Raw genomic sequence first — 22,670 nt, 5'->3', positions numbered from 1 at the left:
GGGATTGAACAGTAAAGAAGTTCGAATGCGAACTTGATACATAGATTGTAAATAGTGCGTAGTTACTTTTTCCATGACGACATTCAGACGAAACCGGATAGGAACGATTGCGGGGTGTGCAGGCATAGCGCTCACTCCATTGCTGGTCTTGGTAGGCTTTAAAGAAGATCCGATCGGGTCGGCCATCAAACGCCTGACCCCTGAACAACTCACCACACAGGCGAAAGCCATCGAAGCCCAGGTTTCGCCCGAACTGGCCAGCGGTCTGACCCTGAAAATATGGGGAGTCGATTCGCTGGTGGCTGACCCGATCGCCATCGACATGGATGACCAGGGCCGGCTGTATTATACCCGTACCAACCGCCAGAAAAACTCCGAATTCGACATTCGGGGGCACCAGGACTGGGAAATCGAATCCAACCGGCTGCAAAGCGTAGCCGATCGGCAGGCGTTTCTGCGCCAGGTGCTGTCACCCGCAAACAGCAAGAAAAACGAGTGGTTGAAAGACCTCAACGGCGACGGCTCGCACGACTGGCGGGATCTGACCATTGAGCGTGAACATGTCTACCGGCTCGAAGACACCTCGGGCGATGGACTGGCTGATCTGTCGAAACGGGTCGTCAGTGATTTCCATGACGAAGTAACCGACGTTGCCGGTGGCGTGATGGCCGATGGTAACGATCTGTACGTAGCCGTAGCGCCGGACCTGTGGCGCATGAAAGACAAAAACGGCGACGGCATCATCGACGAGAAAAAATCTATTTCGCACGGGTACGGAGTACACGTCGGCTTCAGCGGCCACGGGATGTCGAGCATTAAGATGGGTCCCGATGGGCGTATTTACTGGCAGATTGGCGATATCGGTTTCAACGGAAAAGGGCCTGACGGCAAGAAGTGGGAGCACCCGAACAGTGGCGTTATTGTCCGGTCGAATCCGGATGGGAGCGACTTCGAGGTATTTGCCTACGGTGTTCGCAACACCCACGAATTTGTTTTCGATCAATATGGTAACCTGATCAGCGAAGACAACGACGGCGATCACCCCGGCGAACGCGAACGGCTTGTCTATATCGTCAACGGCTCCGATACCGGCTGGCGCAGCAACTGGCAGTACGGTAAATACCGCGACCCGAACAACAACACCTACAAAGTCTGGATGGATGAGGGGATGTACAAACCCCGCTTCGACGGTCAGGCCGCTTATTTTACGCCGACCATCGCCAACTTTGTCAGCGGACCGACCGGTATGCTGTTCAACCCGGGTACGGCGTTGAGTCCGGCCTATAAGAATAAGTTTTTCATTGGCGAGTTTGTGGGTAGCCCGGCCCGGTCGGGTATTCATATGTTTAGCCTGAAGCCCAAAGGAGCTTCTTTTGAGCTGGGTGAACACAAAAAAATACTGGGTAATGTGCTGGCTACCGGCATCGACTTCGGTCCCGACGGAGCCATGTACGTAGCCGACTGGATTAACGGCTGGGACTCCAAAGACTACGGTCGGATCTGGAAACTCGACGATAAAGACGGAGCTGGCTCGGCTGAACGGCTGCTGACCAAAAAGCTGCTGGCCGAGAACTTCGCCCGCGTTTCCGAAACCCAACTGGGCGATTACCTGAAAAACCCCGACATGCGCGTGCGCCAGAAAGCTCAGTTCGAGCTGGTGAAGCGGGGCGCTAAAGGCGCTCCGGTGCTCAGCGCGGCCATCCGGCAAACTGCCGATCAACTAGCCCGCATTCACGGCATCTGGGGTATCAGCCAGCTGGCCCGGCAGGATAAGAAATACGCCCAGCAGCTGGTGCCCCTGCTGACAGACAAAGACCCTGAAATCAAGGCACAGGCTGCCAAATGGCTGGGCGATGGTCGCCACACCGAAGCCGCCCCCTCGGTGTTGCCGCTGTTGAGCGATCCGAGCGAACGGGTGCAGTTCTTTGCGGCCGAAGCCCTCGGTCGGATGGCCTATGAACCCGCTATTCAGCCGATCATTGCCATGCTGGCGGCCAACAACGACAAAGACGCGTACCTGCGTCATGCAGGGAGTCTGGCGCTGGCCCGAATTGGGAAGGCAGAGCCGGTTGTAGCGCTGGCCAAGCACCCGTCGCGGGGAGTGCGGATTGCGGCTGTAGTGGCCCTTCGGCGGTTGAGTCATCCCGGCATTGCCAATTTTCTGGCCGACGATGATGAGTTTATCGTTACCGAAGCCGCGCGGGGTATCAACGACGATTTGTCTATTCCGGGCGCCTTGCCTGCCCTGGGTAATCTGTTGACCACGACCCGTTTCACGAATGAGCCGCTGCTTCGGCGGGCCATCAGTGCCAACCTGCGGGTAGGAACGCCAGCAGCCATGCAGCAGCTGATCAGCTTTGCCGGCCGGGAGGGGGGCCCCGTTGCGATGCGGGCCGATGCCCTCGACGCACTCAGTACCTGGTCGAAGCCGTCGGTGCTGGACCGCGTTGACGGGCGGTATCGGGGTCCGGCCGTACGGGACGCCAATCTGGTAAAAACTAAATCGGCAGCCACCTACACCCAGTTACTAACCCATTCGGATCAGAGTTTACGACTCAGCGCGGTGCGGGGCATTCAGAAGCTGGGTCTGTCGCAGGCATCGGATAACCTGCTGGACCGGCTAAAAACCGATGCATCGGCCACGATTCGGGTCGAAGCGCTGCGGGCGCTGGCGGGGCTGAATAGTCCTAAAATTGGTAATGCCATCGAAATCGGTCTGGCCGACAAAGACAAACAGGTTCGGGTAGCCGCGCTGGATCTGGTTGGCAAAACCACCATGGCAAAAGACCGCATCACCACGCTGTTGACCGACGTAATCAACAATCAACCCGTCGAAGAAAAGCAGGCGGCTCTGTTGACGTTGGGCAAGCTGCCCGTTGCCAACACACAGCTTGTGTTCAATCAACTGCTGACAAAACTGGAGGGCGGGACACTCTCGCCCGAAATCAGCCTGGAACTGGAAGAAGCCATTGCCAGCACCCGATCACCGGTACTGGCCAGCCGCTACAAAACCATCACCGGCGGTTTGTCGGCGGATGCGGTTATGGCGTCGTACAAGGGCAGTTTGCTGGGGGGGGAGCCCGATAAAGGACGCCGGATCTTCATGCGGCACCAGACGGCACAGTGCATCCGGTGCCATGCCTACGATGACCTGGGAGGTAATGCCGGTCCGCGCCTGAACGGGGTTGCCCGGCGGCTAACCCGCGAACAACTGCTCGAAGCCGTAATCAATCCCAGCGCGCGGCTGGCTCCCGGTTTCGGCACGACCACACTCGCGCTGAAAGACGGCAAAACGATCAGCGGTATCATTCAGGGCGAAACGGCTACCGAACTGACCATTAAAGCCGGTGATCAGCCCGATGCCGTGATCAGAAAGAACCAGATAGCTACCCGTACCGATTCGCCGTCGAGTATGCCGGATATGAAGTACTTGCTCACCAAACGCGAGATTCGGGATGTGGTCAGTTTCCTGGCTACGTTACAGGACGACAAGTAGGAGAGCGGGTTAGTCTTCCTCAGTAAACCGATTGGGGTGCAGGCAGTTAGACCAGTAATCCACGATAGCCTGTAACTGGGAGCGCATGGCCTGCTGACTCTGCTGCTTTTCAAAAAATCCCTGTATGGTTAGCTCATAGGCTTCTTCGACCAGGTGTTTGTAAACAGGATGGGTAAAGAAAATGAACGGAATCGCACGTTTGCGTAAGGCTGAATCCTCTTCGATCTGCTGGCGCAGCTCGATTCCGCTCATTTCCTGCAGGCTGACTTCTGAGATGATCAAAAAGGGCCGGTCTTTGGTTGTTTTCAGGTAGTCGAGCGCGAGTTGGGCACTGCTGAAAAAAATGACCGGGCTCAGCGGGGCGATTTCGTTGAGAATAGGGGTTAAAAGCACTTCGTCATCTGTATCGTCGTCAATACAAATGATAGGACCGTTTACTTCCATACGTTTTCAATTCTTCGTTGTGCATACAGAACCCAATGAGTTCAGAATTGATAGGGAAATGGCCAATTATCTACTAAATGGCCATTTCCCTAGGCGTGCGTACTGACTCTGACTGCGTCGCGTTGCCCGGAAACACACCGGGTCTGGCTCTGAAGCAGCCCTATCCGGAATTTAGTAACGAATGCTGGCCCAGCCTTGTCATCCGTATTTGCCCGTTGGGAGGACAAGACAGGGCTAGCCCTGGTGTTAATTCGGTGTAGTATGCAGAAAGTCAGTGTATTGTGGTAATGATTCAGGGTTTTCTCCAAAGCACATCCGTAAACTGCTGTTGGCTATCCATGTATGTCTGTATCGGCTCGAAACCCGCTTCATTACCCAGTTTGGCAATCTGCGTGTGGGTGTACTTCTGCGAAATTTCCATGTAGATCGGTTCGTCTTTCCCGAACCGGAAAAGGGTGCCGTCGTCCAGGAGGATGTCGTGCTGGCAGGTGCTGACCAGATAGCTCTTACAGGCTCCGGTTACGGGGTCATACACGGGAAAATGAACAAAGTTTGCCGGGTCGAACGTACCCCCTAACTCGTCATTGATCCGGTTCAGCAGGTTCAGGTTAAACGCGCGGGTCAGTCCGGCTTTGTCGTTATAGGCATTTAGTATGGTCTGAGGGTCCTTCCGCAGATCGAATCCCATCAGAACGTAATCGCCCGGTTTCAGGTAGTTGTTCAGTTCCTTACAAAACGCGATCGCTTCGGTCGGCAGGAGGTTGCCGATGGTTCCTCCCAGAAACAATACCAGCTTTGGGGTTGGCCCGTTGTGTTGCAGTTGGGCCAGCATCGGGAAGTATTCACCGGCGAGGCCATCGACCTCCAGGCCCGGGAGCTGTACCGGTAATGTTTGCGTAAGTTGCTCAACCATGCTGGCCGAAATATCGATTGGCACATAGCGGTTGCTGAACGTCAGGTCTATAGCGGCCCGCAGCAGGTGCGTGGTCTTGGAGGCATCGCCCGCTCCCAGTTCAACGATATCGAACGTTGGGTGCGGAGTGGTGCAGGCCCGTAAAATATCCCTGCTTTTGTCCCGCAAAATTTCTTCTTCGGCCCGGGTCAGGTAGTACTCCGGGCAACGCATGATCTGCTGAAACAAGGCATCGCCCCTGGAATCATAAAAGTATTTCGACAGCAGGAATTTTGGGCTGGCGGATAAGCCGCGGATGACATCCCGACGAAAGGCGCTGTCAACTTGAGTAAGTTGCATACCGGTAGAATCTGTCATATGGATCTGGCCAGGCGAATACCCGTGAACTGCCAGCGTAAAGGAGGGTGAAAAAAATTGCGGTAGGTGGGGCGGCTGTGACCGGGGGTTGTTGCTTCCGAGGCCCCCCGAAGCACCATCTGACTGACCATGAACTTGCCGTTATATTCGCCAATAGCCCCCTCCGCTTTCGTAAAGCCAGGATAAGGCAGGTAAGCGCTTTCGGTCCATTCCCAGCGCGGGCCCCACGGAAATAGGTGTTGAGCCACTTCCCATTCGGCCTCGGTGGGCAGGCGCAACCCGCGCCACTGCGCATACGCCCAGGCTTCGTAATAGCTGACGTGACAGACGGGCTGATGGGGCGGCAGCGGCACCAGCCCCTTCGGACTGTAGTGGAACCAGCTGCCATCGATCTGGTGCCAGTAAAGGGGGGCCTGGCTTTGCTGGCTTTTGATCCATTCCCAGCCTTCTGCATGCCAGAACCGAAAGTCTGAATAGCCGCCTGCTTCGATGAACGCCAGATAATCGGCATTGCTGACCAGCTGAGACTGAATCTGATAGGCGGCCAGATACACCTTGTGCCGGTTTAGTTCGTTGTCGAAGCAGAACTCATCGCCGTGGGACCCAATCTCGTAAACACCCGCAGGCAGGGAGATCCAGTCGGGCTGCTGGCAGTCTGGGACGTCCGGTTTTGGGTACGAGGTGCTGTAGCCCGGCATGAGCGGGTTATGACCCAGAATGTATTTGATGTCGGTAATCAATAGCTCCTGGTGCTGTTCTTCGTGGTTGATGCCTAGTTCGATAGTGGCCCGCAGTGAGTCGGACAAAAGCGCTGTCTCAGCCAGAAATGCCTGCATGGCTTTGTCGACATGTGCCCGGTACGCCATCACGTCAGCCACTGACGGACGGCTCAGGTTGCCCCGATCGGTTCGGACTACCCGCGCCCCCACCGACTCGTAATAGCTGTTAAATACGTACGGATAGCTGGGGTCAAATACTTGGTAGCCAGCGGATGATGGTATGAGGATGAATGTTTCAAAGAACCAGGTCGTATGTCCCAGATGCCATTTGGGCGGACTCACATCAACTACGGGTTGTACAACATAATCTTCGGGTTCCAGGCCCTGACAAATGGCTTCGCTTCGGGCCCTCAACTGGCTGTATCGTTCGGACAGGTGCATGCGGGAGTAATCAACGTTTTATGCATAACCAGCTTTATCCGCCGGTGGTGCAAAAAAATCGCATTTCCCCGATTGTGGAACGACGCTACAGCTCACCATCACTGACTGGTCAAGCCAGCAGCACCGGGTTGTTGGCTGGTAATTCAGACGACTGGACTCGGTTTTCCTGTGGGTTAAATGTACCTGATTCAGGTTTATGAAGACCGGAATGCTCTGGGGGTGGTGGCGGTCATTTTTTTGAAGAAGTTATTGAAGTGGGTGGGGTAGTCGAAGCCCAGCGCGTACGCAATCTCCGAGATACTCCAATCTGTAAACTGCAGCAGGGCTTTTGCTTCGCTGATGACACGGTCGGCAATATGAGCCGTTGTGGGTCGTCCCTTATGTTCCCTGACCGAGCGGTTCAAATGGTTCACATGAATCGATAGGTGCAGCGCGTAATCGTGGGCCTTTAAATTTGATACAAAGCTACCGGGCCCCAGTTACGTAAAAGGACGAAAAACAAACAGAAACTTACGAAATTCAAATAACGACGCAGGAACAGCTTGGCGGAGTCTGATCCGAACGGGCTGCGTCCTGTGCAGGTCTCGGCAGAGCTATTCTGTTTAGTCAGGTAGCAGGATGGAGACCGGCTGGGTGGAGGCCTGCCCAATCAGCTGACCATCCAGGTTGACCTGGGTGATCTGGCCCGGCACGGCCAGTGTGTTGAGAAGAACCGAAACGGCCAGCTGGCCTAGTTCCTGAACGGGTTGACGAATGTACGTGAGGGGCGTGTCGAAAAGTCCGTAGGTATCCGTTTCGTCGAAACAGACCACCGCCAGCTCGTTGGGTACGGCTACTGATAACGATTTAATGGCTTTCAGACCCGCCATAGCGATCAGGTTTGATGCGAACAGGACAGCTTCTACCGGCTGGGGGCCAGTCGTGAATGCTTGCAGGGTTCTGGCTACCTCGGCTGGCAGGTTCGATGGGCCAATCGGTTTGAGCCAGCTGCGCCGGGTGGTGAGGTTGTTATCCTGGAGAGCAGCCAGATACCCTCTCGTTCGCTCGGTAATATGATAGAGGTCCGTGTCGAGGGTGATCATGCCAACCCGACGATATCCCGCTTTAGCCAGGTGATCGACGGCCGTGTACATGGCCTGAAAGTTATTCAGGGCCACATAGCTGGTTCGGATGTCAGGAAAGTACCGATCAACCAGAACCAGTGGGATTCCTTTTTTCTGCAGATCGATTACCTGCGACTCTACCCCGGCGGGAGGAGCCAGGATCAGGCCGTCGACCTGGCGATTAAGCAGGGTCGTTATCAGTTTTTGGCACTTATCCGGGTTTTCGTCCGAGCTGGCGAATATGACCGTGTAATTGTGTTTATCGGCCTCGTCCTCGATGTATCGGGCCAGCGTGGCAAAAAAGGGGTTCGCTATATCGGCAACGATAAGCCCCAGCGTACGCGTCCGGCTGGTTTTAAGGCTCTTGGCAATCTGATTGGGCTGATAATTTAAGTCTTTGGCAACCTGTCGTATTCGTTTGGCGACCTCCTTGCTGATGCGGTTTTCCTTTTTGTTGTTGAGTACGTACGACACCAGGGCTGTAGACACGCCTACAACCTGGGCAATGTCTTTAAGAGAAGTCTTCTTTTGCATGCCACTAACGAAACAAAATGCAATAAAATAGTTTAATCGTTTAAACTAAAAAAGGGACATATAAAGTTTACAGACTTTGAAACTTCAATGAAAAATTCTAAATCAATCGTTTTTGTTGTATTATTCTAATAAATATATCGTATTATATAATGAAATTTAGGATTGTTGTATTATTTAGGTTTAAACGATTAAACTTTCGACTGAATGATGCCGTTACTTTGACGAACGCTTGACAAAAAAACAGTTGCGAGTGGCCCACCCAAAACCGGGTGGGATCGACCAAGTTCAACAGGGACTACAGCCGATGTCGCTTCGCTGCCTCCAGCCTGATGGGGGAGAGGCCTGCGACCCGACCGACAACTTTACAGATTATGAAATTTTCACAAACACATAGGCCCAGTGCTCGTCCGACGAAGCTGGCCCACCCGTTTCAACAAACGCTACTGACCTTTATTCACAAACAGGTGCAGGTTTTTGAAGCGCTCGCCCGTAGTGGCAACCCATTCGGCAGCAACTGGCTGCCCGCCGATCAGCAACCGGGCCAACCTCAGCCATCCGTTTTCGGGTCGGCGGTCAGCCCTCGAACGGTTTCCTCCCGGAGCGGTTCTAAGGCGACCCAAACCAAAGGAATCGGACTTGATCGGTTTCGCGCCCAGCAGGAAAACGCCTAGTCCGTTTTCTACCAGCACATAACTATGCTTTTCGCCCCAAACAGGCTGTAACTGGTATTCCAGTTTGTCCGTCCGTTGTGGTCGTACTCATTCATTTTTGAACAACCAAGTCATGAAACGTTTTTCAGTACTTTACCTGCTCAATGAGCAGTATCATCATGTTGGCTGCAACACACAGACCGAGGCTCTATCGGTATTGCATAAACTGGCCGCTGACAACAAACGGAAGCCGGTTGGTATCTATGATTCCAAGACGGAGTTATTCGATTGGGAACCATCCCGCCAGCAGAACTACGAACAGGCCAGCATCGGTGAACAGGGCGACCAGGGAAACCGGATCATTACCATTGCCCAGTCGCTCCGCCGTCGGGATGCGGGCTGGTTGCCGGTTGGCGATCTGCACCGGCCAAGTCTGTTTGCCTAGAGTTGACCAACCAGCCGAGAAGACTCGTTTGGTCTTATCGGATTTATCCACCTAAAACTGCCCCAGCTATGTTGACACGTATAGATCAGTTGCTGACTGCAGACAGAACAGGCGCCAACCTGCCGGGGTATAGTCCCGCAGCCCACGGTGCTGATCAATGGACTGAGACCGTAGGCGTCACCGACCAGTCGATGCGGGTTGCCGCGTTTACCTGGCTGGCCTATCCCCTTGTGCTGGCTGAGCCCACGGCTGACATAGGTTCCGGGGGGTTGTACCACTCCTACCTGCGCTCATTTGTTGTTCACTTCGATGCCGCCACTCATAAGGTGGTTTCGGAAACGGAGCAGAGTGCCTGGGTTGATCAACTCCTGAACCAGTTTGCCGAAACGGTAGATACAGATTCGCTTCACCGCTTATGTGCCGAAGGCGTTTCTGTTTTACCCGCGTTTCTGCTGCCTGTGCTGACGCAAGAGTTGAATCAGGGGCATACTATGGCTGGGCTGGCATTCTGGCTGGCCGCGTATGGGCACTATTTACATACGGTCTCGACAGCTGTACAGTCCGGAGTTAGCCCCTATCGTCTGCAGCTAAACGAGGAGGATGTACTGCGCGCAACCAGTTCGGATGTAACGGCCCTGTTCGATATTCAGCCTCTGGAATCGGCCCGGCTTCGTTTGTTTCCGGCGTTGGTTGCCCAATACAAAACCTACCGTACGCAGATTGCTTTGCATGGGTTGGTTTTTCCGCTCAAACAAACGCTGTGTGCGTTCTGGGAGGAACAGCCCAATGAGGTTACGGTTCTGACGTCGGCTTAGTTGTACCGACCCCGTTGGGGATGGTCAGCTGAGGGCGCCGGTAAACAAGCCATGGGGGCCAAGAGAGAACCTTTTAAATCGGGTTAAACAGGTTGCCCGCCATAAACGGAAAGCGCCTGAATCGAACCCGTCGATTCAGGCGCAAAAAACGGGTTAGCCTCACATCGGGGTTCACGTATCCGCAGATTCAACCGCTTATTCGAGCAATAGGAGGGGCAATCGCCTAACGAGTATCGAACGCTTTAGTACCAATAAGAAAAAGGCCTCTTATTTCGTCATATCCACGCTGGTACTGAAAGCCAGCCACGCTTCGGCCCGGTCGCGGTATTGGTTGACCGAGGACGGGAATTTCGTGAACGTAATCGGGTTTTTAACCTGAACGTACTGAACGGGTGCTACAATCGTAGCTCCGGCGCCGGTGGTGTAGTTTAGCTGCAGGGTAAAACTGATACGGGTAGGGCGGACGCCCGGTTTGGGTAAGGCTTGAGCGATGTCGACGCGCCTGACGAGTTTTACCTCGCCCGGCGAAATCGGGCTGGTAACGGTAGACGTTCCTACTTCGTAAAAACCAACGTTCAGGCCCGGAATGGGAGAAGGCTTGGGCGGGAAACTGGCGGTGTTGATCCGACGAATATCCAGCGATACATTGTAGATAAAAGACTCGCCACTGGATGACTTTATGACCTGTACTGCCTTGCTCCTTGGCAGCTTGACGCTGGTGTTCGCGGGCGTGATGGTTCCAACCACTTCGTTGTTTTTCCCGAGCAAGTACATCTCCTGAATCTTGAATTCGCAGGGGTAGAGTCGGGGTTGCCCGTTCGACATGGTGCATGGAACCGGGGCCTGCGGAGCGGCTCGCCAGCGAGTATTCGTAGGAACATGCAGATGGAGTGATGCGACCAGACAGGACAAAAGGATTGTGGTTTTCATAAGAGGGCGATTAACGAGGGTTGGGGACTGATTGGGAGCGTCAACATTAAGCGGACTGGTGAATATAAACCGTATGAACGCTTGAGTAACTAATCCTTTGAGTCACCGGTCGAAAGCATTCCGTAGACCTATACCAGCTACTGTTCAGGGATGCGCTCAGTCAGATAGCGGGCATCTGTTCAGAACGTTACCTGGGCTGATCGGCCGCGTAATTTGATGGCAGAACTCTATATTTGTCAGGGCATCCGAAACCACGTTCGGAGAGTTCTGTAGAGGCACATTGAATGAGAAGCTTTCTTGAGGGTTTGGGTTTCGGCAATAACCATAGTCTGCAGACCCGAAAAATCATCCAGTATCTGTTGCGTGAAAAAGGGAAAACGGTGCTTGAAATCCGTGACTTCTGCGGGCTGAGTTTACCCACCACCATCAAGTTCGTCAATGACCTGGTAGACAAGAACATCCTGATCGAGTCGGGAAAGAAAGAGTCGTCAGGTGGTCGTCGGCCAACCGTGTACAATCTGAACCCGGACCAGGGCTATATCGTGGGGATTGAGTTGCTGCTCAAGTCGTTTCGGATGAGCATTATCAACCTCCATCACGAAGTCATCTACGATTATGAGACCGATAATTTCGATATCAGCCAGCGCGACGAATCGTTCGAGTTTGTAGCCCGTACGGTGCCGACTCTCATCCGGAATAAAGGCATCGCCGAAGACAAGATTCTGGGGGTGGGTATCGGGATCACCGGGCGGGTCAACCACGCCAAAGGCATCAGTTATTCATTCCTGAACTTCGACGAACCCCTGACCGACCGGCTGGAAAAACTCTGGCCATACCCGGTTTATATCGATAACGATACCCATTTCATGACCATGGGCGAGCAGGTGTTCGGGCTGGCCCGCGACAAACAAAACGTGGTTTATGTAAACCTGAGCCGGGGGCTGGCCGTCGGCTTGATCTCGAACGGGCACATCCATAACGGGCATTCCTATTTTGCCGGGGAATTTGGGCACGTCACTTTTTTCGACAACGATAAGTTGTGTATTTGTGGCAAGAAAGGCTGCCTCTCGACGGTCGTGTCGGGGGCGGCTCTGGAAGAAACGTATGCCGAAAAAACGGGCCGGTATCTGCCGTATCGAGATTTAATGGCCCTCTCCAAACAAGGCGACCGACTCGTCAACGAGCTGCTGTCAGACCTGGGCGAACAACTCGGCAAAGCCCTGTCTATGCTGATACAGGTATTTAACCCCGAACTGCTCATTCTGGGCGGCCGGTTTGTCGATGTAGGTGAGTACCTGACCTATCAGGTCATCCGCGGCTTAAGTCTGCATAGCCTACCCCAGCTCCTGGCCGACTGCGAGTTTATGGTTTCCCCGCTGGGCGAAAAAGCAGAGATGCTGGGTGCGTATGCGCTGGTCATCGAAAAGGTTTTCGAGCCGTAGCACCCTGCTGGTCGTACAGAGTTGGTACAGCTACTATTCGCAGGGCGACACTAACTTACCCAGCCAGCAAGGTCCTGGCGAATGAATCAGCTAGTTTTTCTTCTTCCTGACGGGGCAGCAGGATGCCCGCTTCATGAATAAAATAATGAGCTAACTCGTGCGCCAGTACCTGCGTCGGCTCCAGGGGAGCGGCCAGGTTGATGCAGATAGTTCGGTCCTTTTTGTGGTATTCACCCATAGTAACCGGATGCCATCGTTCGTACCGCACGACAACGCCCGCCCGCTGCGCAATTTCGGTTGCATCGGTGGTGCCATATCGCTGGCTGATCTGATGGGCTAACTCGGCGCCGGTCATGAACGGAAACGTTTACAGAGCATGGCGGTGCGGGTCGCCTTCGGACAGGACCAGGTTTTCGGGCCACTCGATGGGAATGCCCTGTTGGTTCAGCACGGCCTGAAAATCAGCCAGGAGCGCGGGGGTATTCCGTACCTGCCGGGGCGATACCTTTTTTTCCAGACAATAGGCCATCAGGTAACCAACCGACTCACCGATGTTCCACTCGATGGGATGCAGGCGGTAACAGCCGTTGGTAATGTGGGTGGTGCCAATGTTCTTACAGGCGGGTAACAGATTCTCAACCCGTTTAGGCAATAACGAACCCAGCGGGATCTGGAAAGGCAGACTCTCTACGTCGATATAATTATCGCCACCCAGGCTTGGATGTAAGTCGATCCGGTAAAAACCCAGGCCAACCGAATCGGGGAACGGCTCCGCCAGCGTTGAGCCGGGCCGGAGCTGAGCCGACACGTGCTGTTCCCGAATTGTAAACTCGGCTTTGATTCGTCTTGATTCCCGGATATAAGGTCGTTTGGCCAGGCCGTCGGCAGTTCCAACCACGTCGGGGCGGAGTTTCAGTCCCCGGTAGCCCAGTTCGGTTTGCAGGTAGTACAGAAACGAAAGGCTTTGCTCCTTAGCTTCCTGCATGTAGCGGGCGCGCTCGGCTGGACTAGCCTCGCACAGATCACCCCCCAGATAATCGATCTGGGGATAATTGACGAGGGTAATGTCCGACTCGAAAGCCCCTTCCTCAAACAGACTTTTATCCAGTATCCGCCGGTAGGTCCACAGGCCGGCAAAGGCCCGGTTGGGTTCGCGGTTAGGCTGAAAATTGTACTGAACGGGCTGCAGGGTACGGGGGCTGAGGCCGGTGAGGCTCAGTAGCGGACCCGCCCAGGCGGGGGTTAAAGGAGGCACAAACGTTCGCCAATAGTCGTAGCGGGCTGGTTTATCGATGGTCCAGTCTTCGCCTTCGTGATAGCTCATGGCAAAACAGACCGAAAAGGCCTGCACGTTGGCGGGTCTGGCAACAGGCGCGGCACTGGGCTCTTCGGTCTCGGCCTGGCTTTCCGAGCCCGTTACATAGTCCGTTCCGGTTAGGGGCAGCAAATCGCCCAGCTCAGTGGCATCGACAAAAAATCGGGCGTTCACCCGTGCTGTTTCGGACGTCTGGGTATGCTGCAGGGTGACCGACTGGATGGTATCTGCCTCGTAAACAGATTCGGTCGGCTCGTACTCGTACAGGATCGTCAGAAGCTGGTTGTCAATGTACGGCTGTAGCATGGATTGCAGCACCCGCAGAAACACGATAGGTTCAGCACACAGGGGCGACACCCAGCCGTTACCCGGGTTCAGGGTCTGGTTAAGCCGGGCCTCGGGAGTTAGTGGGTAATGGGTTCGGTAATAGTCCCGAACCCGTTCGCGGAACTGTCGGTAGGTCTGGGTGCAGCCAAATTGTTCAATCCAGCCGTGTTCGTCGGGTGGGGTGGCCTGGGTAGTAAACTGGCCGCCAATCCAGTCCGACTCCTCGGTCAGGATGACGGTTAAGCCCGCTTCGCAGGCCGCCAGCGCGCAGGCGCATCCGCCCACACCCCCGCCTACTATGAGAATATCTGTTTCTAAAACTGGCATCCGTTGTCTGGTTCTGCTGCTACTTTCTGGAAGCTATAATCACAATGGGTTCGTCGCCGGGCCGGTTTTCGAGTTCAGTTTGGGCCAGGGCCAGGACCTGCTCCAGCTCGGCCAGGCCCGATAGGTTGATAATGCGGCTACCGGCCAGCAGGTGGATGTCGGGCAGGCTCCGGCCGGCATCGCCGAAATCTGTCAGGTTGGTTATAACCTGGTCCAGTTCTGCGGACACCTGCCGTATGTCTGTTGCATACACGCCTGCCTGGGTTCGCTGTAGCCGGACCACTCCCGTTTTGTCGGTAATACGGACGGACAGCTGACGCTTTTTAAACAAACCAAAAAACGGACTGGATTCCCGCTCCATACCGAATACGTACAAACCGCTGGTCTGACCCAACAGCCTGACTTCCGCTTCGTCGACCTGTAGGGAGCGAGCCGCCGACGCCCGGCAATGGTCAGGCGTAATGGCTTTTGTGTTATCGTCCTTGCGTAGTTCGGTGGTGCCGAAGGCGGTGGCCCGCACCAGATTTCGGCGCGTATCTACTTCAATCTGTACTTCGATGGTTTCGGGCAGGGCCCCCACTTTCATGACGGCCTCGGTTGCTTCGCGCCGGACAGCCAGAATATCCTCGGGCGTTGGATCGACCAGGTTGCGTTCTACGGTATCGCGTACCATGGCTAACGCTACGCCAATGGTTGAAATGACTTCGGCTTTCTTAGCCAGTCGGGCGGGCAGGTTCATCAGCTCGCCCGTGAACAGCACCAGCGATGCGGCCCCGCCCCCGCCCCCGATCAACTCGACGGTGTTTCGATCGAGGTGGTATTCAATGATGAGTTCTTCGAGCTGGCGGGCTACTTTCCGGCACGATATGTCGAGCACCAGCCGGGCGGTTTCCAGCTCGGTTTTGCCTAGTTTATCAGCCAGGGGTTTGAACGCCAGCCGGGCCGCTTCGGTATTGCCTTTAGCAAACGCCGTGTCTGGAATGATGCCAAGCAGGTTGGCCGCGCAGGTGGGCGTCAGGGCAAAACGTTGGCCGTCGGTTGTTTCGATGGCTGTATAGTCGTCGGCATCTTTCTCGGTCGGGCGCAGGTGTACCAGTCGGGCGTCGATAAAGCGTTCGGGCGTCTGAAAGCACGCGTACGACAAACCGGCGATATGGGCCGACCGGGTTCCCACATCCACAAGTTTGCCGTCCGACTCCCGAATCATGCTGCCGCCGGCAATGGCAAGCGTACGAACGTCGAGGGTGTTGAGGTAGGTGCGATGTCCGCCTACCCGGGCGTTCTTGGTCTGGGGCTGACCATCTCGAATGACCGAAATATCGGCACTGGTACCGCCCACTTCAATAAAAATACCGTCCGATACCCGCTCGTGCATGAGGGCACCGGCAATACCCGCAGCCGGTCCCGACAGCATGGTCATGATGGGTCGGCGATGCACTTCATCGACGCTCATAACCCCACCGTCTGACCGCATGATCATCAGCGGGGCTGTGATGCCGGCTTTCTTTACACACTCGTCGGTCATGGTGGCGGTGTGAATCATTTTAGGCAGAATCGCCCCGTTTATCACGGCCGTGCGAGTGCGGGTACGCAGGCCATAGAGGGTAGACACATCGTGGCCGCTGGTGGCCAGCAATCCGGCTTTCCGGGCCCGTTCGCTGACGAAGATTTCGTTCTCGTCCTGGTCTACCCCGAACGCTTCGGATGCGACGATTACCTCGATCCCTTTCTGCCGAAACGTTTCAACCTGTCGGTCAACATAGTCGCCGGTCAGTTCCCGGCCCTGGCAGAAAACGTGTTCGGTCTGGAGCCAGCGGCTGGGGGCCAGTTCAATGGCCGGTACGTTCGTATCCGACTTTGCCTTGAAGGCTTCCCAGCCATTACCAATGCCGATGATGCCGACCTTGGCAACGTCGCCTTCGAGCAGGGCATTGGTGGCCTGGGTCGTTGAATGGGCAATAAACACAACGTCTTCGGGATCAACGGCCAGTTCGGCCAGCGCGCGGGCGATGGCGTTAATGATCCCCAGCGCCACCCCCTCGGTAGCGTGGTGGGTGGTTGGAACCTTCAACTGGGATATGACCTCGCGCGTGGCGTGGTCGACAACCACAACGTCGGTGAACGTTCCGCCAACATCAATGCCTACCCGTACTTGTCGTTTCATGGAAGCTAGTCGTCTCGTTGGTCATCAGGCTCAGCCAGTTCCGGCTACAGCCTCGGTCAGTGTTGGTTTAGAAAAAGAGCACAGCGGCTACGATCAGCCCCAGCAAGCAAACGGCCATGGCCGGTAGCAGGGTTTCCTTGGTTAGCCCTTCGACCGGAACCCCGACGAAATTGGCGATCCATACGTTGTGGGTGTTGGTTGGGTCGCAGATGTTCTGTACCTGAACCACACAGATAATGGCCGCCAGCAACGCCAGCGCGGGAAGAATGCCGGTGCCGAACATAATCGTGAACAAGCCAATGCCGATTCCGAAAATATTGAGTGGCCCCCGGTATAGCGACAGGGGCGACAGCAGTCCGAAGAAAGCGACGTAAAAGAGGGCCGACTGAAACGGGAGTGACACAATCAGGGGTTCAAGGGCCGTTTTGATCGGGCCCAGGTTCAGCGCGTTGAGCAACATACCGATGCCCATCATCAGAATAGCCGCCGGAGCCCCATCTTCAATCCCTTTGATGGCCGAGGCTGTCAGCGTCTGGATGGCCGTGCTCAGATTTGTCGTGACGACCCCGTAGAGCGAGCCGATCAGGAAAGCCGCGATAAAGTCGAGTTTAATGCCGAAAGCGTTGAAGCCAATGAACAGAACGAGGGGCACGACGGGGGTCAGCAGTGCGATGGGCCGGACGGTTTTGCGTTTCAGCGGACTGGTCGTTTTGGACTGGGTCACCCGATCAGCCGCCACCGCCGAGAGCAGCAATACCTCCCCCGATCGTTTGGCGGCAATCAGGGCGTAGGCAATCACGAAAACAACCATCAGCCCCAGCATGATAAAGGCAAATTGTAGCACCTCCGGCGGCATCGGCTGATTGTCCTGCAATTGCAACAGTTGCCGATACAGGGTAAACAGGATGGGGTTAAATATAAAGCCGGTGGCAAAAGCGAGCAGAAACAGTACCCCCGCCAGCTTGCGTGGAATACCCAGACTCATCATGATCGGCAACACCAGCGACCCTACCGTAATGATGGCTCCCAACCCCTGCAGGGTCGTAAACAGGATGGCCGTCACCAGCATGAGCCCGAAAGCCACCACCAGTGGGCGTTCGCCCCCGAACTCAGCGGCTCGTTTAATGATTTCCTCCGCAATGCCGGTCTGGATCAGGACTCGACCCATCATGGCTCCGGCAAAAACCGCCACGTAGACAGGCGCCAGCTTCACCGTACCGCCCGCCACAATCTGGTTCAGGATATCGGTGGCGCCGAGCCGGGCGAGCACGGCAATGAGTACGGCCATAGCAGGCAGCGCGATCAGCGCCGGCATCTTCCGTAAAAACATCAGGGTGGCAAATACCAGGAATATGATCAGTAAACCAATGGCTATCATAGGCGTGAGTCAGGGTAGTCGATGAGTACAGAATGGCGGTGGTCGGCTGGCCAAACAGAAACGCTGCCTGCTTTACTTCCGTCATCGAACAGATTGTATTAGTTGTTCAGCTTCAGATCGAAATCAATTTCGGCTTCAAAGGTGCGGTCCCAGGGAAGATCAAAGCGCAGGTTGGTGATCGTACAGCGCCGAGCACTGTCTTTCGGGAAAAAACCGGCAGCGGTCCGGGTGGCTATCGGCTGTAGTTCGGTCATGCAATAGGCTTCAATGGTTTTGGTCTGTTCAGGCGTTAGTCGGTTGGGGTTCCATTGACTGGCCCGGCATCGTTTGTTGGCCTCGGGCCGAACCAGGGAATGGTAGGTGTAATCGTCGAGGAGCCGGTTGAGCATAAACCAGACCTGGGCCTGATTCATTCGGGGTACAGCGGCAGGTTTCGCTTGGGCCACCACCCGCGATACACCCGCCAGGATACCATGGGGCAGGGCGGTGCCGACGGTGTTACCGGCGGTATTCCAGCAGGCATAGCCGTAGGTTCGGGCAAATACGGATGCATCTTTCAGGGCTTCCGTAAAAGGAATATCTCCTCCCTGTACGTCGCCTTTTGGGTCAACGTCGGCAATAATGATTCCCTTGTCTGGGCTACGAATAATCTGATCGGCAAACTGGCGGGCGCTACCAGCTTCAAAGCGGGATGCGAACACATAGTACAAGAGATCAGCCTCGCCAGGGTCGCTCACTTCGCGGGCGCCAACGGCTTTCAGATGAAAACTGACCGTTTGCCGAAGGGGCCGGTCTTCAAACGGCATCACCGTGTTAGCGGCCGTTTCGGACGAATAGATGGCTTTGATGCGGGGATGATAACCGTATCGGTCGGTCATGGCCCGCGCCAGCAGCAGCATAGATACCTCGTCGGCCCCGGGTTGAATAGCGACCTGCTCGGTTAGGTTTGCCTGTTTCACCGTATTGGTCAGATTTTCCCGATCGCGGATGTGAACCCCCCGGGGTTTCGCGTCGTCCTGCGACACGATCAGGTAATCGAATACCTTTTCCCGGGCCAGCCCGATGGCGAACTGATTGACCTGCAGGTTACGCAGCCGGGCCTGCTTGTAATCGGCCAGGGCAGCTTGCGGAATGGCTTGTTCGAGCTGGCGGGTCTGGTCCAGCAGCATGGTATCGGGCGACACTTCGGCCCACCTGGCCAGTTTTTCGCGGTACCCCTCGTTTTTGCCGTCGGCAGTGGGCGCCAGCCGCATGATTACGCTGGAACCGTAGATTTTGAGCCCGGGCGCTTTACGGCGTAGCTCGCGTACGATCTGAACCCGGTCGAGGGCTTTCTGCGCCGACACTCCGTGAATCCGCGACCCTACCAGACCCCCGTAGGCCAGCATATCGACCGAAATAATGGCCGCATCGAAGCGGGTCAGCGACTGCGCCCGTAACCAGCGGACTATTTCGTCGGACTGGCCGACGTCCGTAAACCGGCCCAGCAGGTGGCGGGGGGGCGAAACGACCTCCACATCGCCAATCTTACCCATTTGTATCGGAAACTGCAGGCAGGGCGGTCGTTCGTCGAGGGGAATCAGCAAAATACGGGTCGTCGCCTGGCTCCGACTCTGGGAGAAAGCCCCCCAGGTTAGCAACAGGAGTACGCACAAGAGAAACCAGCTACGCATGAGAATTGAGCACTTTTCAGGTAAAGGACGAAACAAAAGTCTGAATAAATCCGGTACATCCAAATAAACTTATATAAAAAATTAATAAAAGTTTTAGTAATTTATTTAAAAAGAATATGTTTGCATCAAATCGAGTCAATAGTCCTTTACCTAATACTCCCAATGAAACGAATTCTACCACTCATCCTGCTGACGATCGGATGGGCCACGGCCATGGCTCAGTCGATCACGATTAAAGGTAAAATCAACGACGGCGAGACTAACGAAGCCGTAGTGGGTGCTAACGTGGCCGTTAAGGGCACCACCAAAGGAACCTCCACCGATGCATCGGGCAACTTCTCGCTGGTTGTCGATAAGGGGGTTACCCTGATTGTTTCCAGTATTGGGTACGACAACGCCGAAGTTGTGGCTGGTAGCGAAGAGCTGACCATCCGGCTCAGGCCCAACGACCGCACCTTATCCGAGGTAGTGGTGGTGGGTTACGGTGTGCAGAAGAAGGCCAACCTGACCGGGGCCGTCACCCAGCTGAAGTCGGCCGATCTGCTGAAACGGCAGGTAGGCACCACCAGCAACCTGCTGCAGGGCCTGGCCCCCGGGGTATCCGTGTTTCAGGGATCCGGTAAACCCGGTGCCGACTCGCCCGCCATCCGGATTCGGGGTATCGGGTCCATCTTCTCCAGTCAGGCTCCGCTTATTCTGATCGACGGGATTGTATCGAGTCTGGATAATGTAGATGCCAATGCCATTGAGAGTATAACCGTGCTGAAAGATGCTGCATCTACGGCCATATACGGATCGCGGGCTGCCAACGGGGTTGTTCTTGTCAGAACCAAACGGGGTGGTACCGGTGGAGTGAAGGTCGGATACAATGTGTTTGTCACCAAGCAGGAAGCCACCAACATTCCTGAAAAGGTCAGCGCTGTTGAACACATGGAGCTTAGCAACGTGGCCCAGCGCAACCAGACTGGTAATCCTAACGCGTTCGTGTTTTCGCAGGCGTTGATCGACAAATACAAAAATACCGCCCCCGACAACCTCGAAGTGTTCGACAATGACTGGGTCAAGCTGCTGTTTACCAATAGCGGTCTGATGCAAAACCACAACATTACTGTCGAAGCGGGCAGTGAAAAAGCCAGCCTGTTTGCCTCCGTCTCGTACCTGAACCAGCAGGGGTTAATTCCGAATAACAGCTTCAACCGGTTCGACCTGCGGCTTAACCCCGACATTCGGTTCAATGACAAATTCCGGGTTACGTCTGTCCTGTTTTACAACCAGTCGACCCGCACCGAACCCGCTGGCGGAACCCCCGAGTTTATCATCCGTCAGGCCATTGGTTTACCCGCCACGGGACCGGCCAAATTTGGCGACGGTATGTACGGCGACGCGGGCCAGTCGAACCGCCGGAACCCGCTGGGCCAGGCAGAATCCAGCGGACTCCTACAGGTAACTACGCCAAGTTTTATGGGTAAGGCGTCGTTTATATACACACCCATCAAAGCCCTGGAAATTGAAGCCAGCGCGGCCCGGGAACAATGGTATCCAAATACCAAGCGGTTTCAGCGAAACTACAACGTGTATGCTCCCAACATAGCCAATAAGTCCTATGACCTGGTGGCTCCTTATCCCGGTACCAACGCGCTGTCAGAAAGCTACTCGACCAACTACCGGACCACATTGCTTGCGCAGGCTACCTATACCTACCGCGACACCAAAAACGAGGCTAAGTTTCTGGTTGGCGCACAAACCGAAGAAGGAATCACCCGTACTCTGAGCGGCTCCCGGTCGGACTTCATTAACGAAGAGCTGCCGTATCTGTCGCTGGGTGGCGCCAACCGCGATAACTCGGGTGGGGCCAATGAGTACGCGCTGGCTGGTTTTTACGGCCGTGTCAACTACGCCTTTCAGGACAAATACCTGCTCGAAGTGAACGGGCGGTACGATGGGTCGTCGCGCTTCTCGCAGGCCCTCGACCGGCAGTGGGGCTTCTTCCCATCGGCATCGGCGGGCTGGGTGTTCAGCAATGAGAAGTTCTTCTCGGGCCTTAGCTCGGTGATCTCGTTTGCCAAAATTCGGGCATCGTACGGAACACTGGGGAACCAGGGCGTACCCGAATTGTACCCCTTTGCCGGTACCTATAACTCGGGCAACGACTATTACTTTAACAACGCCATCAACCAGGGGCTGGCACTCACCGATGCTGTCAACGCCGGTACGACCTGGGAAAAATCAACCCAGTTCGACCTAGGTGTCGATTTTCAGCTGCTCAAGGGCTTGACTATTACGGCTGACTACTACGTCCGCAAGATTTCGGACATCCTGATGCGCCGGCCTATTCCGGGCTATGTGGGCCTGAATCCGGCGTTGCTGAACCTGGGCAAAATGGAGAACCGGGGCTGGGAGGTGTCGGCTACATACCGCAACCGCATCGGCGGATTACGCTACGACGTAACGGGGGTATTGTCGGATGTCAGAAACAAGGTAACCGAACTGCCCGGCGTTCCGTACATCGACGAAGGGCTGCTCCGGTCGGCCGAAGGGTATGCGCTGCGGTCGTATTTTGGGTACCAGGCCATTGGCTACTTTCAGTCGAGAGAAGATATTGCCAGCAGTCCGACGCATTTTTTTAACCCGGCGCCCGGCGACATCAAGTACGCTGACCTGAATGGCGACGGTAAGGTCAATAATGACGACCGTACGTTTATCGGCAATAACTTCCCCCGGTACGAATACAGCATCAACGCCAACCTGGCCTACGGGTTGTTTGATCTGAATCTGTTCGGGCAGGGCGTTGCCAGAAAGGAGAACTACATCTCCGGCACCGGAGCCTGGCCTTTTTTTGCGGGGGACTTCATCCCGTCGCTGCTGTCGTTTCACAAAGATTACTGGACCCCCGAAAATCCCAATGCTGCCTTCCCGCGGCTGCTGCCGGCCATCGGCGTCAACGGAACGAACTCGTCGTTTTGGGTAAAAAACTCGGCCTATTTCCGGCTGAAAAACGTAAACCTCGGTGTTCGCGTACCGGATAACCTGATCCGCAAGCTGGGCGTAGGTTCGGCCCGGTTCTACGTGAGTGCGCAGAACCTGTTCACCCTGACCCCATTCTGGAAAGGTTTCGACCCCGAAATCAACAACAACACGGCTGAGTTTTATCCGCTCATGAAAACCTATACCGTTGGCCTAAACCTGAAGTTCTAGAC

At 55.3% G+C, this 22,670-nt stretch carries 17 protein-coding genes; 6 read left to right on the top strand and 11 right to left on the bottom strand.

The features are described 5' to 3' along the window. The first annotated feature begins 73 nt into the window (after positions 1-73). Entirely contained in the window at positions 74-3,496 is a 3,423-nt protein-coding gene (locus FBR45_RS21770; RefSeq protein ID WP_138506265.1) for a HEAT repeat domain-containing protein, read from the top strand. A gap of 9 nt (positions 3,497-3,505) precedes the next feature. On the opposite strand, the gene FBR45_RS21765 is transcribed toward FBR45_RS21770, so the two are convergent. The 5 genes from FBR45_RS21765 to FBR45_RS21745 all read right to left on the bottom strand — a co-directional run bounded on the left by FBR45_RS21765 (position 3,506) and on the right by FBR45_RS21745 (position 8,007). Next, a complete protein-coding gene (locus FBR45_RS21765; RefSeq protein ID WP_138506263.1) occupies positions 3,506-3,940 on the bottom strand; it encodes a response regulator in 435 nt (144 codons plus the stop codon). Between the two features lie 292 nt (positions 3,941-4,232). Further along, positions 4,233-5,192, bottom strand: coding sequence for an L-histidine N(alpha)-methyltransferase (gene egtD / locus FBR45_RS21760; protein ID WP_138506261.1), 960 nt, complete (start codon positions 5,190-5,192; stop codon positions 4,233-4,235). 14 nt (positions 5,193-5,206) lie between these two features. Further along, positions 5,207-6,370 carry an ergothioneine biosynthesis protein EgtB gene (gene egtB / locus FBR45_RS21755; protein ID WP_138506259.1) on the bottom strand — a complete coding sequence of 388 codons (1,164 nt, stop codon included), beginning with the start codon at positions 6,368-6,370 and terminating at the stop codon, positions 5,207-5,209. A gap of 194 nt (positions 6,371-6,564) precedes the next feature. Next, positions 6,565-6,801, bottom strand: coding sequence for a helix-turn-helix transcriptional regulator (locus FBR45_RS21750; RefSeq protein ID WP_317128632.1), 237 nt, complete (start codon positions 6,799-6,801; stop codon positions 6,565-6,567). Positions 6,802-6,972: 171 nt separating this feature from the next. Continuing rightward, on the bottom strand, positions 6,973-8,007 hold the full coding sequence (locus FBR45_RS21745; protein ID WP_138506255.1) for a LacI family DNA-binding transcriptional regulator: 1,035 nt from the start codon (positions 8,005-8,007) through the stop codon (positions 6,973-6,975). A gap of 371 nt (positions 8,008-8,378) precedes the next feature. Between FBR45_RS21745 and FBR45_RS21740 the strand changes: the two genes are divergently transcribed. The 3 genes from FBR45_RS21740 to FBR45_RS21730 all read left to right on the top strand — a co-directional run bounded on the left by FBR45_RS21740 (position 8,379) and on the right by FBR45_RS21730 (position 9,917). After that, a complete protein-coding gene (locus FBR45_RS21740) occupies positions 8,379-8,678 on the top strand; it encodes a hypothetical protein (RefSeq protein WP_138506254.1) in 300 nt (99 codons plus the stop codon). Positions 8,679-8,790: 112 nt separating this feature from the next. After that, entirely contained in the window at positions 8,791-9,102 is a 312-nt protein-coding gene (locus tag FBR45_RS21735; protein ID WP_138506252.1) for a hypothetical protein, read from the top strand. Positions 9,103-9,170: 68 nt separating this feature from the next. Then, positions 9,171-9,917, top strand: coding sequence for a hypothetical protein (locus tag FBR45_RS21730; RefSeq protein ID WP_138506250.1), 747 nt, complete (start codon positions 9,171-9,173; stop codon positions 9,915-9,917). A gap of 267 nt (positions 9,918-10,184) precedes the next feature. Here FBR45_RS21730 and FBR45_RS21725 read toward each other — a convergent pair whose 3' ends face one another. Further along, on the bottom strand, positions 10,185-10,847 hold the full coding sequence (locus FBR45_RS21725) for a hypothetical protein (RefSeq protein ID WP_138506248.1): 663 nt from the start codon (positions 10,845-10,847) through the stop codon (positions 10,185-10,187). A 284-nt stretch (positions 10,848-11,131) separates the two neighbouring features. Here FBR45_RS21725 and FBR45_RS21720 point away from each other — a divergent pair, with 284 nt between their 5' ends. Beyond that, entirely contained in the window at positions 11,132-12,289 is a 1,158-nt protein-coding gene (locus FBR45_RS21720) for an ROK family transcriptional regulator (protein ID WP_138506246.1), read from the top strand. 55 nt (positions 12,290-12,344) lie between these two features. Here the strand turns inward: FBR45_RS21720 and FBR45_RS21715 are convergent, their stop codons facing one another. From FBR45_RS21715 to FBR45_RS21695, 5 genes are all read right to left on the bottom strand, one after another. Then, positions 12,345-12,644, bottom strand: coding sequence for an ImmA/IrrE family metallo-endopeptidase (locus FBR45_RS21715; RefSeq protein ID WP_138506244.1), 300 nt, complete (start codon positions 12,642-12,644; stop codon positions 12,345-12,347). 12 nt (positions 12,645-12,656) lie between these two features. Continuing rightward, positions 12,657-14,258, bottom strand: a complete 1,602-nt coding sequence (locus tag FBR45_RS21710) for an FAD-dependent oxidoreductase (protein ID WP_138506242.1) — start codon at positions 14,256-14,258, stop codon at positions 12,657-12,659. 19 nt (positions 14,259-14,277) lie between these two features. Then, positions 14,278-16,422: a hydantoinase/oxoprolinase family protein gene (locus tag FBR45_RS21705; protein WP_138506240.1), complete on the bottom strand. Its 2,145-nt coding sequence runs from the start codon at positions 16,420-16,422 to the stop codon at positions 14,278-14,280. A gap of 67 nt (positions 16,423-16,489) precedes the next feature. After that, positions 16,490-17,800 carry a citrate transporter gene (locus tag FBR45_RS21700; RefSeq protein WP_138506238.1) on the bottom strand — a complete coding sequence of 437 codons (1,311 nt, stop codon included), beginning with the start codon at positions 17,798-17,800 and terminating at the stop codon, positions 16,490-16,492. Between the two features lie 98 nt (positions 17,801-17,898). Further along, positions 17,899-19,473 carry a DUF4127 family protein gene (locus FBR45_RS21695; protein WP_138506236.1) on the bottom strand — a complete coding sequence of 525 codons (1,575 nt, stop codon included), beginning with the start codon at positions 19,471-19,473 and terminating at the stop codon, positions 17,899-17,901. A gap of 162 nt (positions 19,474-19,635) precedes the next feature. On the opposite strand from FBR45_RS21695, the gene FBR45_RS21690 reads away from it, so the two are divergent. Next, a complete protein-coding gene (locus FBR45_RS21690; RefSeq protein WP_138506234.1) occupies positions 19,636-22,668 on the top strand; it encodes a SusC/RagA family TonB-linked outer membrane protein in 3,033 nt (1,010 codons plus the stop codon). Positions 22,669-22,670: the final 2 nt, after the last annotated feature.

This window comes from Spirosoma lacussanchae (genome assembly GCF_005870035.1).
In the GTDB taxonomy this organism is placed as follows: Bacteria; Bacteroidota; Bacteroidia; order Cytophagales; family Spirosomataceae; genus Spirosoma; species Spirosoma lacussanchae.
This window is presented reverse-complemented; position numbering and strand designations above follow the sequence as displayed.